Annotated in this window: 12 protein-coding genes; 5 read left to right on the top strand and 7 right to left on the bottom strand. The window is 47.6% G+C overall.

The window, feature by feature from the left end; translation table 11 throughout:
- Window positions 1–5: 5 nt before the first annotated feature.
- Window positions 6–1199 (bottom strand): acyltransferase family protein, encoded by a 1194-nt coding sequence (locus DES40_RS00370; RefSeq protein ID WP_121098602.1) that lies wholly within the window; start codon window positions 1197–1199, stop codon window positions 6–8.
- Window positions 1200–1350: 151 nt separating this feature from the next.
- On the opposite strand from DES40_RS00370, the gene DES40_RS00365 reads away from it, so the two are divergent.
- Window positions 1351–2655, top strand: coding sequence for an O-antigen ligase family protein (locus DES40_RS00365; protein ID WP_121098601.1), 1305 nt, complete (start codon window positions 1351–1353; stop codon window positions 2653–2655).
- Here DES40_RS00365 and pyk read toward each other — a convergent pair.
- Window positions 2652–4064 carry a pyruvate kinase gene (gene pyk / locus DES40_RS00360; protein WP_121098600.1) on the bottom strand — a complete coding sequence of 471 codons (1413 nt, stop codon included), beginning with the start codon at window positions 4062–4064 and terminating at the stop codon, window positions 2652–2654. The genes DES40_RS00365 and pyk overlap by 4 nt on opposite strands.
- 153 nt (window positions 4065–4217) lie before the next feature.
- Window positions 4218–5030, bottom strand: a complete 813-nt coding sequence (locus tag DES40_RS00355; protein WP_147405805.1) for a LysM peptidoglycan-binding domain-containing protein — start codon at window positions 5028–5030, stop codon at window positions 4218–4220.
- A 196-nt stretch (window positions 5031–5226) separates the two neighbouring features.
- Here DES40_RS00355 and DES40_RS00350 point away from each other — a divergent pair, with 196 nt between their 5' ends.
- Genes DES40_RS00350 through DES40_RS00340 form a run of 3 tightly spaced genes read left to right on the top strand, consistent with a single transcriptional unit; the run spans window position 5227 to window position 7815 of the window.
- Window positions 5227–5964 (top strand): dienelactone hydrolase family protein, encoded by a 738-nt coding sequence (locus DES40_RS00350; RefSeq protein ID WP_121098598.1) that lies wholly within the window; start codon window positions 5227–5229, stop codon window positions 5962–5964.
- A gap of 20 nt (window positions 5965–5984) precedes the next feature.
- Window positions 5985–7139 (top strand): ribonuclease D, encoded by a 1155-nt coding sequence (gene rnd / locus DES40_RS00345; protein ID WP_121100288.1) that lies wholly within the window; start codon window positions 5985–5987, stop codon window positions 7137–7139.
- On the top strand, window positions 7105–7815 hold the full coding sequence (locus tag DES40_RS00340) for a pseudouridine synthase (RefSeq protein ID WP_407656759.1): 711 nt from the start codon (window positions 7105–7107) through the stop codon (window positions 7813–7815). Before rnd ends, DES40_RS00340 begins: the two co-directional genes overlap by 35 nt.
- A 10-nt stretch (window positions 7816–7825) precedes the next feature.
- Here the strand turns inward: DES40_RS00340 and DES40_RS00335 are convergent, their stop codons facing one another.
- The gene (locus DES40_RS00335; protein ID WP_121100286.1) at window positions 7826–8305 is read right to left on the bottom strand and encodes an Lrp/AsnC family transcriptional regulator; all 480 of its coding nucleotides are present in this window, start codon (window positions 8303–8305) and stop codon (window positions 7826–7828) included.
- 119 nt (window positions 8306–8424) lie between these two features.
- On the opposite strand from DES40_RS00335, the gene DES40_RS00330 reads away from it, so the two are divergent.
- On the top strand, window positions 8425–9483 hold the full coding sequence (locus DES40_RS00330) for a PLP-dependent cysteine synthase family protein (protein WP_233345309.1): 1059 nt from the start codon (window positions 8425–8427) through the stop codon (window positions 9481–9483).
- Window positions 9484–9485: 2 nt separating this feature from the next.
- Here DES40_RS00330 and pstB read toward each other — a convergent pair whose 3' ends face one another.
- Genes pstB through pstC form a run of 3 tightly spaced genes read right to left on the bottom strand, consistent with a single transcriptional unit; the run spans window position 9486 to window position 12873 of the window.
- Window positions 9486–10253 carry a phosphate ABC transporter ATP-binding protein PstB gene (pstB, locus tag DES40_RS00325; protein ID WP_121098596.1) on the bottom strand — a complete coding sequence of 256 codons (768 nt, stop codon included), beginning with the start codon at window positions 10251–10253 and terminating at the stop codon, window positions 9486–9488.
- Between the two features lie 11 nt (window positions 10254–10264).
- On the bottom strand, window positions 10265–11608 hold the full coding sequence (locus DES40_RS00320) for a PstA family ABC transporter permease (protein ID WP_233345308.1): 1344 nt from the start codon (window positions 11606–11608) through the stop codon (window positions 10265–10267).
- Window positions 11608–12873 (bottom strand): phosphate ABC transporter permease subunit PstC, encoded by a 1266-nt coding sequence (pstC, locus tag DES40_RS00315; protein ID WP_233345306.1) that lies wholly within the window; start codon window positions 12871–12873, stop codon window positions 11608–11610. The genes DES40_RS00320 and pstC overlap by 1 nt, the downstream gene beginning before the upstream one ends.
- Between the last annotated feature and the right edge of the window lie 22 nt (window positions 12874–12895).

Here is a 12895-nt window from a genome sequence, read left to right as displayed (position 1 = left end):
TCAATCTATGACGTAACAATCATATTTGGATTGTCTGGTTTCTTTGTTTCTGACATCATAACGTCTGACGGTTCGTCAGCTGATGACAAATTTGCAGGCCGCTTAACAATATGCGCGCCAAACTTCTTGCGCAGGGCCAAAAAGGGCTTCTCGACGACAAAGAATGAGAAGATAGAAATAGCAAAGCTTCCGCCTATTGCGACAAGCAGCTGAGCGGGCCCCGGCTCCATTAACCGGTGGCTTAGATCTAAAACCGGGAAATGCCACAAATATAGTGGATAAGATAACCGCCCAATCCAGACTAAAGGCCAAATCTCCAACAGGTTAAGGCTCCATTTTACAGGTCGGAAAAAGAATAAATTAAGGACAAGCACGAATAAGCCAATACCTTGCAGGCTATAACGCCAAATAAATCGGAAGCTTTCATCGCGAATAGCAAAGCAGAGCAAGAGCATTGACGTCGCCACAATGATGGGTAACCAGCCTGTAAGCTTTTTGACCAAGCCCAATCGGGCATCTTTATCCAAAAGAACTGAGAGCAAGCATCCCCATACAATTGAATCAAGACGTGTATCCGTCATCATGTAATTATAATCGACCACGGGAAGGGTTTCAAAATGCGTAAATGTATATAAACGCCAAAGAGGAATTAACGCCAAAACACCCAGTAAAGCCCAGACAAGGCGTTTTTTGAATGCGCCAAATGCCACTAAAAAAAGTGGAAAAATTAAATAAAAATGCTCTTCCACCGCTAATGACCATAAATGTGTCCACGGCATGAATGGTAACTCTCCGCCAGCACGTATCATGACTTGATAGATATTTGTGAAATATCCAAGCGCCGCCGTGAATTCCAGAGGCTTAGGCCCGCCCTGCCCTAAAACGAGGTAAAGCCCCGTGCTGCCCACAACCATAAAAATCAGTGCAGGGAATAGTCTTACCACTCGGCGTATATAAAAATCTTTGAGGTGAATTCGGCCCTTTTTCTTGGCTTCCGCCAATAATAGCCGCGTAATCAAAAACCCAGAAATAAAGAAAAACACCGTCACCCCGAAACCACCAGGAATAAGACGCGAAATTTCAAAATGTGCAATAATGACAATTAAAACTGCAATGGCGCGGATGCCATCCAATCCTGCAATATAACCATATTCAGCAGCAGGCGATAATTGCGGCACAGATTTGAATCGATTTAACATAATCGCCCCATAGCTGAAATTGTTTAAGATTGTTTTCTCCTCGGGCCTTGGCTGGACCTCTCCGTGTATTTATGGTGAATTATCCGTTAAGACCTGCATAGACGCGGTGAATGTAAACATTCATTAACTATGATTGGCTACGCCCAAGCTCATGGTCAACGTCCCTTATACAGAGCATCAGATTGCCTCGCGTAATCACGCCCTTTTTCAAGTGGCAAATGCTATTGTTATTCTGACCTTTATTGGCCTTGTCGTTTTTGCATCTGGTGCCGTCGTTGGTTTGCTATTTACCAATATTGACAACCCTGAAATTGAAAACCCTCTTACTCGATTTATTTGGTACCCTGTCTATTTACTGGCCCTATTATTAAGCCTTCCTAAGCTCGTCCATGTTTTGCGTATGGCCGCGTTTTCCCCCATCATTATTTTATGCGTGCTTTATGCAGGTATCTCTATGCTATGGTCAGAGATGCCGCCTTTGACCTTACGCCGCGCTATCGCTTTAATGCTGACCACCTATATCGGTTTAACACTCGCGGCGTGGTTCTCTTGGGCCAGAATGGTGCAAATCATTGCCGCAGCCTTTTTGGTCATAGCTATCATATCTTTTGTCTTGGTCGTTGTTGATCCAGGACGCGCCATAATGCAGGAAATTCACCCTGGCGCTTGGCGAGGGCCGTTCGTTGAAAAAAATCAGCTCGGCGGTATGATGACCAAAGGCCTTATCGCGGCAATGTGTGCCTATGCCCTTCGTCCGCATCGGTGGTGGATATGGATTCCTCTTGGCCTATTGTGCTTTGCGCTCGTTTTACTTTCGACCTCTAAAACTTCATTGATGATCTCCCTCTTATCTATCGGGCTCTTTATCTTTTTAAAGTTTTATCGAACAAATCCTGTTTTGCGCATTCCGCTTTTATTTGGACTTGTTTCAGGCACAGCGATTTTCGTGGCCTTACTGACTCTATTCCCAGAAGCGATGTTTGCTGTAATTGGCAAAGACCCTTCACTCACAGGGCGTACTGATATTTGGACTTTGCTGAGCGAAGCCATCGAACGTAAATTCTGGCTTGGCTATGGATATGGTGTCTATTGGCAAGAACCACTCGGCCCTTCTTACTTGGTACGGCAAGTCCTCCAATGGGGCGTCCCAACGGCGCATAATGGATGGATAGAAATTTGGCTTTCTTGCGGCGTCGGTATCGTCGTCCTTTTTGCATTACATTGTTTCGCCACGCTGATTATGTCGCTTTTCTCTTTGAAGAATGGCGGCAGAGAAACCTATTGGGTTATCCTTCTCTTCGTATCCTATATGGGCTTTTCTGTCTCCGAGAGCGCTATACTCCAGCAAAATAGTCTTTCATGGATTATGTTCGTTGCAACCTGTGCTAAATTATTCTCTATGGAGCGCGATTACCGCCCTCTTAGAGATTGGGAACGCAGCCAAACAGCACCCTAATCTACGGTTTCGATTTTCAGCAAATTTGTCGTCCCCGGACGGCCAAAGGGCACACCAGCACTGATCATAATACGATCTCCCTTGGCTAAGCCTGCATGGTTTTTGGCCACGGTTTGAACGCTGCCTAACATATCATCAAAGTTCACAGGGTCTTCCATAACAATCGGTAAAACCCCCCAACTCAACGCCAAGCGATTGGCTGTATTCACACGTGGGGTCAGCCCGACAACGCGGCAAGGTGGTCGTTCTCGGCTGATACGCTGAACTGTTGACCCAGTCAGCGTATAGCCAAGGACAGCTTTACATCCCAAAGTTTTGGCTGTTGACCGCACAGATTGGCCAATAGCGTCTTCGGCCGTAGGTTCATGGGGCAATTCAATTTGATCAAAATACCGCCAGAACTCTGGATCGTTTTCGGCCGCTGTAATAATTCTGTCCATAATAGCGACAGCCGTAGCTGGATGACGACCTACCGCCGTTTCAGCCGAAAGCATCACGGCGTCTGCGCCTAAATATATAGCCGTAGCCACATCAGAGGCCTCAGCCCGTGTTGGTGTGGGCGAGTCAATCATGCTTTCCAACATATGGGTTGCGACGATAACGGGTTTACCCAAAGCGCGGCCCTTACGAATAATCTGACGCTGCACGACAGGGACAAGCTCCAAGGGTAACTCAACACCCAAATCACCGCGGGCAACCATAGCGGCATCCGCATGGGCGAGAATATCATCAAGTTCTTCAACCGCAGAAGGTTTTTCAATCTTAACAATAATACCTGCTTTATCGCCAATTATCTTGCGTGCATCGATGACGTCTTGCGCGGTCTGGACAAATGAAAGCGCAATATAGTCCACATCCTGAGTCAATGCGAAAGCCATATCGACGCGGTCTTTATCGGTCATGGCGCTCATTGGCAAAACAGCATTAATTACATTAATACCTTTCCGGTCAGACAACGTACCGGGTACGTCAACGCGCGCCTTTAAAACACCGTCAGTTTTTTCTAAAATTGTGACCTGCATTTTGCCATCATCAAATTTCAGAATATGCCCTTCGTTTAACGCTTCTATCAGCTCTGGATGCGGCATTCTTATGAGGCCCGGTTTTCCTAACGCTTCCGAAAGTTCAATCGAGACAGTCTCTCCATATTTGAGCTCAATAGACCCACTTTCAAATGGCCCACACCGTAATTTAGGGCCTTGCATATCCGCAACAATTGTAATGGGATTCCCGCATTGCTCTTGTACGCGGCGTATATTTTTCACGGATTCCGCATGGTCTTCATGGCTTCCATGAGAGAAATTTAAACGAAACGCATCCACGCCAACCTCGTGTAATAAACGCAAGGTTTGAGGAGCACGGCTGGCGGGACCAAGCGTGGCCAGAATTTTCGCAAATCGATTTCGCATATATATCCTAAATTTCGTGTTCGTTTTCGAACATACGACATTCAGGAAAGAATGCACCCCTATTTATATCAAAATTTTGTAAAACTCTAAAAGCCAAAAAAAACCGACCACAATGGGTCGGTAAATTTTTATCAGCTATGTCTGATTAAGCCCTTAGCATTGCGAGGCAGGCAGCGTTAGTGTTTGCCCGATTTGAATACCATAATTCGACCCCAAACCATTAGAGAGTTTAAGGTCTTCGACACCAACACATAATTGGCGAGAGAGACTGTAAACTGTGTCGCCCTGTTTCACGATATAAGACCCCGTTGAAAATACTTGAGTGGACGGCATAGGCATTGGCGCCGCAATGGCCGGCACAGACTGAAAACGGTCGATATCGTGATATTCACTGGCGCCGGATATAGACGTGTTCGCGGCGACGACACTTTGCGTCGGCGCAGTATATGGCGTCATATCTTGGGTTGTTGTCTCAGGGATATAAACACCATAACCTGGCGTACCTTCAACGCTTTGACCTGCATAAGCTGTATCTGTTGGCGCTGCGGCTCCAGATGTGACTGTCTGAGACGGGGCTGTTTGATACGGTGATGTCTGTGACGAGGCCTGCACTTGATAGCTTGGCAATGTCGCAGAAGGAGTTGTCTGATACGTCTGAGCCCCCTGAGAATAGGTATGGGATTGCGAAGTATATATCGTTTGCGATGACGTCGCCGCGGATGAAGGTGCGGAGTTTGTGAAATCTCTTTGGCGATCATACTCTGCACCCGCGGTCACGGGCGTGGCATCGTGATAATAAGACGCATTTTGCACAGCGTTTTGCCCCGAATTGGCGACCATGCGCACATCTTCTTGGCCTTCATATTTGGATGAATATTTATAGTTTGGGTTTTCCTGCGCTGTCGAACAGGCGGCCAAGCCCGCTATAAGTCCCATTCCGATTAAGCTATGTTTCATTTGCATCACTTCATACTCCCAATTTAGGCGGCCTAATTCAGGCCCACAGGGTAAGGTTTGGTAAGGAGTGTTGCAAAATATGGATAATGTTAGGTTAATAGCCAAACATAGGCTGTGATAAGCCAAACTTCTGATTGAATTACATCAAGATTTATCACAAAACGCATGAGAATTTATCAATCCAGCTTAGAATCGTGGAGCACAAATGACGATCACTACCCGTCCTATTGAGTATAAAGATGGAAAAACAGACTGTGTAGGCTATTTGGCGTGGGACGAAACGTATGCCGACCCCAAGCCCTGTGTGTTGATTAATCATGCTTGGGGAGGCCTTGACGGTTTTGCGCAAGATAAAGCCATACAAATGGCCGCTCTTGGTTATGTTGGCTTTTGCCTCGACAATTATGGCAATGGCGCGCTTCCTGAAACTGTTGAAGAAAAAAGCGCTCTGATGGGGCCTTTAAAAGACGACAGAGCCGCTTTGCTCAAACGCTTAAAGGCTGGATACAAAGCTGCCGCCGCCTTGGACGAAGTAGATGAAAAAGCGATGGCGGCTATGGGGTTCTGCTTTGGCGGTCTTTGCACACTTGATATGGCGCGCGCAGGATTGGACTTAAAGGCGGCCATTTCTTTTCATGGCTTACTTGATGCCCCTGACCTTCCAAAAAAGAAAATCAAAGCAAAAGTTCTCGTTGCACACGGTTGGGACGACCCAATGGCAACACCTGACGCCGTCGTTACGCTCGGCGAAGAGCTTACCGCAGCCAAATGCGACTGGCAGCTTCATGGCTATGGCCAAACAACTCATGCCTTCATGGTGCCTGAAGCCAATAATAAAGACATGGGCCTGATGTACAATGCTGATAGCGCCAGACGGGCCACCCTCGCCGCGCAAGACCTTCTTGGTGAAGTCTTCGGCGATCACGGAATTGACGCGGCCTAGCCGCAATCCACGTTTTGGATATTATCAGCACCACAGAGGCCCTCGCGGAATTTTGCGAACATGCAGCCACACAGAATTTTGTCTGTGTGGATACAGAGTTCATGCGCGAGACAACATTTTACTCAGAGCTTTGCCTGATTCAACTCGCCACCCCCGAACGGGAAGCCGTCGTGGATCCGTTAGCTGATAATATCGACCTAGCCCCCTTTTGCGCCTTGCTCGTCAATGACACAGTTATCAAGGTTCTTCATGCCGCGCGTCAGGATATGGAAATATTCTATCAGCTTTGCGACTGTGTACCGGGCCCAATTTTTGACACGCAAATTGCCGCTATGGCCCTCGGGTTTGGTGATTCAGCAGGATATGGCGCGCTCGTAAAAGGGCGTTTAGGTATCACGCTTGATAAAGGCGCGCGCTTTACCGATTGGTCACGCCGCCCGCTCTCTGAAAAACAGCTGTCTTACGCCCTCGCAGATGTCACCCATTTACGTGATTTATACCCAGGCTTAGTCCAAGAGTTAACAGATAAAGGCCGGTTAAAATGGGTAGAAGAAGAAATGCTCCCACAAATGGAAGAGAGCCTTTACACTTTTGACCCCGAAGAAGCCTGGCAAAGGCTGAAAGTTCGTAATCCCAAACGCCAATATTTAGCCGCGTTAAAAGCCGCCGCTGCGTGGCGTGAACGGGAAGCCATTGCAAAAAATGTCCCTCGCAGACGCATCCTAAAAGATGACGCCATGTATGATCTAGCCCAGCAAAGGCCGCGCGACTTGAAGGCTCTAGAGCGTCTTCGCGGCATCCCAAGAGGGTTTGAAAAATCGCGATCTGCCACGGGTCTTGTCGACGCCATTGCAGCCGCCGTTGATAATGCCGCGGATTACGCGCCGCCAGCCCCCAAAGTGCAGCATATGCCGCCTAATCTTGGCCCTCGCGTTGAAATGCTACGCACTTTATTGCGTCTTCGTACCGAAGTCGTAGGCGTTGCAACGCGTATGGTTGCCAATGCCTCTGATATTAACCGCTTGGCCGCTTTTGGAGAAGATGCAGGCGTTCCAGCCCTTAAAGGGTGGCGCAGAGACATGTTTGGTGAAGATGCACTCGCGTTACTGCGCGGAGAATTAGCCCTACGCCTAGATGGCGATGACGTCGTGGCCGAAACTGTCACGCCTCAATAAAATGTATTCTCTGCCGGTCTATGACAGGCCCTTTTCTTATACGCCGCCTCAGACTCCCCTCATTATTATAGCCGAAAATGAGAGTTATATTCTAGTCGACAAACCCGCGGGTTTGTTAAGCGTGCCTGGGAAAACAGAACCTGACTGCATGGAGTCTCGGGTCAAGGATTATTGTTCTGATGCGCTGACAATTCACCGATTGGATATGGCCACTTCAGGCTTGATGATTTTCGCAAAAACCAAAGCCGCACAACGGCATTTAGGGTTACAATTTGAAAAGCGGCAATTAAAGAAAACCTATCTTGCAGACATAACAGGCCTGCCGTCAGAACCGTCAGGGCGTGTTAACCTCCCTATATGGACAGACTGGCCAAATCGTCCACGTCAAATGATAGACTTTGACAAGGGCCGCCGCGCGGTCACGGATTGGACCGTGATACAAGCCGACATAACGCGTCACAAAGCCCGCATCTCACTTCACCCCATTACGGGGCGTTCCCATCAGCTTAGGTTACATATGGCCTGTCTAGGGCACGCAATTTTGGGCGACAGGCTTTATGCCTCGGATACGGTTTACAACCAAAGTCATCGATTAAATTTACACGCCCACGCTTTATCCTTTCGGGAACCTGACGGCGGTGCTTGGGTGACATATCAAGCAGATTGCCCATTTTAACTGGCCTCCCTTAGCGCGGACGAACCCTCTCTAAAGGGAGCTGCGTCGTATATTTTAGTTTCTCCATAGCAAAGCTAGCGGAAACATCCGTTATTTTTACACGCGAGATCAAACGCTGATAAACCTCATCATAATGCGCCACGCTGGCCACCATCATTTTCAAAATATAGTCAACATCCCCTGCCAAACGATAAAACTCAACGATTTCAGATATTCCTTGCACGGCGGATTTAAAGGTCTCGGACCAGTCTTTAGAATGATTATCCGTTCGAATAGAGACAAATACCGTAAGCGGTAGCCCTACCTTTTCATTATCAACAAGCGCAACACGGCGCTCTAAAATTCCTGCTCTCTCTAAGGCTCGCACTCTGCGCCAGCATGTATTCAAAGAAACCCCAATTTCTTCGGCGACCGACTCCAAAGAACGCGCGGCATCAACTTGTAGAATTTCTAATATTTTAACGTCAGTTGGTGTAATATTTTCGCTCATATCGTATAATATCATAAATATTTTTAAAATAATAGGTAATACCCGTGAATTTTCGTAAAGGCTTTTGATAGGTAAAGCCGTAGAATACAGGCAGTAAATCCAGCCCAAAAAGGTGCATTATGCCACATGATACAACACTGACTTTAGAGACATCTCCGGCAAAGGATATCGCCGCTCTACCGCCCATGTTTAAAACGCTGGAACGTCTTGTCGGTAACACCCCGCTCATCGCTATTGATTTGGATTATAAAGGCCAAGCAGTAACCCTTCATGCCAAACTGGAATATTTCAACTTATCAGGCTCTATCAAGGACCGTATGGCCTTAGAAGTCTTGCGCTGCGCCTATAAAAAAGGGGAACTCCGTCCAGGCGATATGATTGTCGAAGCGACAAGCGGTAATGCCGGCATTGCCTTTTGCGCATTGGGCCGCGCGCTCGGTCACCCCGTCAGAATTTATATGCCCGATTGGATGAGCCAAGAACGCATTTCTTTGATGAAAAGCTATGGCGCAGATGTCAGGCTTGTTAGCCATGAAGAGGGCGGCTTCATTGGCTCCATTCAAATGGCAGAAGACCTCGCTAGATCTCGCAATGATGTATTCTTGCCGCGTCAGTTTTCTAATGATGATAATTGCCAAGCGCATAATGACACGACGGGCCCAGAAATTTCGGCCCAGCTCGGCGCATGCCCAGACGCTTTTGTCGCAGGTGTGGGTACGGGCGGCACGGTTATGGGCGTTAAGCGCGCCCTTCGCGCCCTTTGTCCAACTGTGAAGATCCACCCAATGGAACCAGCAGAAAGCCCAACCTTAACCACAGGTCACAAAGTTGGGAAACACCGTATCCAAGGCGTATCTGATGAATTCATTCCTGACATCGTAAAACTCTGTGAATTAGATAAAGTGATTTGCGTCAATGATGGTGACGGCATCATCATGGCGCAAAAGCTCAGTGCAGACCTTGGCCTTGCCGTTGGCATTTCTTCTGGCGCCAATCTGATTGCCGCATTGAAGGTTCAACAAGAACTCTTAGAATCTGGACAAGACCAAGCCACCGTCGTCACCGTATTTGCAGATGATAATAAAAAATATCTCTCCACGGATTTAACGCGCATTGAACCTGTGAAGGATGGCTATCTTAGCTCAGATATTACACTCAAGGGCTATAGCGTTATTTAACGCTAGCCCGTTCTTCCCGTGATATAGTCTTGTGTACGGATATCCCCGGGATTGGTAAAAATTTTCTCTGTGGCGTCATATTCAATAAGTTCACCAAGATAAAAATAAGCCGTGCGGTCAGAAACCCGTGCGGCTTGGGCCATGGAATGCGTCACGATAATAATACAATAGCGCTCTTTCAATTCTTGTATAAGCGATTCTAGCCGAGCGGTCGCAATTGGATCTAGCGCCGAAGCAGGCTCATCCATTAAGATAACTTCGGGGTCGACGGCAATGGCGCGCGCAATGACAAGGCGTTGTTGTTGACCACCTGAGAGGCTTGTTCCGGGTTGTTTCAACCTGTCCTTAACCTCATCCCACAACCCTGCCCGACGCAATGATTTCTCAACCAAAGCATCAAGCTCAGTCTTATGCGTCGTTAGCCCATGAATTCTTGGGCCAAATGCAACATTATCATAGATGGATTTCGGAAACGGATTGGGTTTTTGGAAAACCATCCCCACCCGTGCCCGCAATAAAACAGGGTCGACATTTTTAGCGTATATATCTTGTCCATCCATTGTCAGAGAACCTGAAACACGGGCCCCTTCAATCGTATCGTTCATACGGTTAAATGTGCGCAAAAATGTTGATTTCCCGCAACCCGATGGCCCGATAAAGGCGGTTACACTTCGGTCTGCGATATCCAAATCGATACCCTTTAACGCCTCATAGTCACCGTAATGAACTTTCACGCCTCGGCATTTGAATTTTGGGTTTTCAATATTCATGCTTAAATCCCTTAGTTCAAATTCCGTTTTTCAAGCCGGTTTCGGAGCCAAATGGCAAAGCCATTCATCATCACCAAGATAAAGAGCAGAATCAAAATTGCAGCGGCCGTTCTCTCGACCCAAGCGCGTTCTGCATTCTCAGACCATAAGAAAATCTGCACTGGCAGAGCCGTTGCGGGGTCAGCAATACTGCTTGGAACATCTGTTACAAAGGCCACCATACCAATCATCAATAACGGCGCTGTCTCGCCTAAGACTTGCGCCATCGCAATGATAGAGCCCGTTAATATCCCTGGTGTGGCTAAGGGTATTTTCTGTTGGAAAACGGCTTGTGTATGTGACGCCCCTAATGACAGAGCGCCATCGACCAGAGAAGGACTAACGGATTGCAATGCTGAGCGCGTCGCGATGACGATAGTCGGAAAGGCACGTAAAGCCAGCACCATGCCGCCAACGACAGGTATAGAGCGTTGAAAACCCAGAATATTGATAAAAATAGCCAAACCCAAAAGACCAAAAACAATCGAAGGTACTGCGGCAAGGTTATTAATGCTAATTTCGATATAATCCGTCCATCGATTGCGTGGCGCGAATTCATCCAAATATAGAGCCGCGCCTACACCGATTGGCAGAGCAAGCAAGAAAGCAATAAGGATAATCAAAACAGACCCTATCACCGCGCCCGCTACGCCTGCTAATTCAGGGTCTCGGCTATCAGCTTGGCTCAATAAGATGGAATTAAACTTCGACGTTATGACGCCTCGATCTTTTAAGACATCAACCCAAAGCACTTGTTGGTCAGAGAGCTTTCGCCTCGTCTCAGGCACAGATCGTTTAATATGCCCTTTTAGCAATTGATCAACATGATCTGATGTCGGCGCAGATATCTGCAAAGTCTCTCCTAGCAAGGCAGGGGCATTATAGAGCCTTTGGCGAACCTCATTTTCTGCGCCTGATTTTGACACTAAATCATAGAGCGCCATGCGTTCAGTTTCATCTGTTACCTCAGGCATTAGGCCCGTCATAGCCTTGCGTATTACCTCTCTATAATCGGCGCGCCGTAAAGCCTCTGAGTCGACATTACCGTCAGGGGCTATCACTGCCGCGTCTAATGCCACATTTAATTGGATATAGTTTTGCCGAAAGGTTGTTATGCCCATCCAAACCAAGCTGACTAATAGCCATGTCAAAGCTGACAGCGCAAAGAAAACTGCCCCGCGTCCATAGATAAGAAAACGCGTTTCCTTGCGGTGGCGGCGGCGCAAATGCCGTTTTGCTGACGGCGTTAAATGCTGGGAAACGAGCTCTGTTTCTTTGCCGTGTATTTCCGATGAGGTCGTAGACATCTTAGTCATCAATCATACCTCTCTCGATATCGACGTACCGATGAAAGCGCGATCATATTCAGAATAAGAGTAATCACGAATAAAACTAGGCCAAGCGCAAAGGCTGCTAGAGTTTTCGGACTATCAAACTCTTGGTCTCCTGTCACCAAGGCCACAATCTGAACCGTCACGGTCGTGGCAGTATCAAATGGATTGGCGGTGAGGTTTGAGGCGCGGCCTGCCGCCATGACGACAATCATGGTTTCTCCAATCGCCCTTGAAATAGCCAAAAGAAAAGCACTGATTATCCCGGGTAAAGCTCCCGCAAAAACAACGCGCTTCATTGTTTCTGATTTTGTGGCCCCAAGGGCATAGGCCCCGTCTCTAATGGATTGCGGGACAGCATTAATCACATCATCAGATAATGACGAAATCAATGGTATAATCATAACGCCAATCACAACGCCTGCGGCAAGCGCGCTTTGCGTTGGAACAGAAAATCCCATAATTTCTGCAACATGACGAATAGACGGACCTACAGTCAGCAGGGCAAAAAAACCATAAACAACGGTCGGTATACCCGCGAGAATTTCAATCGTCGGCTTAACAATCTTTCGGGTTTGTTTGGACGCATATTCTGACAAATAAATAGCAATCATCAACCCAACGGGACCCGCTATCGCAATGGCCACGGCCATAATCAGAAAGGTCCCGGCGAAAATAGGTACCGCACCAAAAGCCCCAGATTGCCCCGCTTGATCAACCCGCAAGGCGGTTTGGGGGGACCATTGCAAGCCGAATAAGAAGTCAAATATGGACACTTCGGAGAAGAATAAGAGGCTTTCTAAAAGTAGCGAAAATATTATTCCCAAAGTCGTTAAGACCGCAATGACAGATAAAACAATCAGAACAAAATGTACGAAGCGCTCAACCCATATTCGCGCCGCAAAGGCCGGGCCAATTAATCGCCCTGATAAGGCAATAACCGCTAGCCCTGTCCCCAGTGCTGCAATTAACCACCCGATATCAAATTGAGGGGAGCGGCCCCGCCCCGATACGCCCAAAAGGAAAACAATGATTAATGCAATCCCGACCATGCAGGCGGTAAAATAGCCATGATAGCTCGCCTGAGAATGCCATCCAGATCGAAAACTTAAATCCCGACTGGTTTGCTCCTGAAACTGACGAAAACGATAATCTTGGTAAAGATCTAGTGCCAAATTACGATTGAACAAAAACCCGCCAAAAGTCAGAGCGACCATCAATATCAACATATAAATTACGGTTGAGTTCAACGAGGTCTCTCCTTTCCTTGTG

It is taken from the genome of Litorimonas taeanensis (genome assembly GCF_003634015.1).
GTDB classification, from domain to species: Bacteria; Pseudomonadota; Alphaproteobacteria; order Caulobacterales; family Maricaulaceae; genus Litorimonas; species Litorimonas taeanensis.
Note: the sequence above shows the minus strand (reverse complement) of the source record. Positions and strands in the feature narration are given on the sequence as shown.

Coding starts and splice junctions, on each gene's coding strand:
- DES40_RS00370 (WP_121098602.1), bottom strand. CDS start 1,199: ATGTTAAATCGATTCAAATCTGTGCCGCAATTATCGCCTGCTGCTGAA.
- DES40_RS00365 (WP_121098601.1), top strand. CDS start 1,351: ATGGTCAACGTCCCTTATACAGAGCATCAGATTGCCTCGCGTAATCAC.
- pyk (WP_121098600.1), bottom strand. CDS start 4,064: ATGCGAAATCGATTTGCGAAAATTCTGGCCACGCTTGGTCCCGCCAGC.
- DES40_RS00350 (WP_121098598.1), top strand. CDS start 5,227: ATGACGATCACTACCCGTCCTATTGAGTATAAAGATGGAAAAACAGAC.
- DES40_RS00340 (WP_407656759.1), top strand. CDS start 7,105: ATGACGTCGTGGCCGAAACTGTCACGCCTCAATAAAATGTATTCTCTG.
- DES40_RS00335 (WP_121100286.1), bottom strand. CDS start 8,305: ATGAGCGAAAATATTACACCAACTGACGTTAAAATATTAGAAATTCTA.
- DES40_RS00330 (WP_233345309.1), top strand. CDS start 8,425: ATGCCACATGATACAACACTGACTTTAGAGACATCTCCGGCAAAGGAT.
- pstB (WP_121098596.1), bottom strand. CDS start 10,253: ATGAATATTGAAAACCCAAAATTCAAATGCCGAGGCGTGAAAGTTCAT.
- DES40_RS00320 (WP_233345308.1), bottom strand. CDS start 11,608: ATGACTAAGATGTCTACGACCTCATCGGAAATACACGGCAAAGAAACA.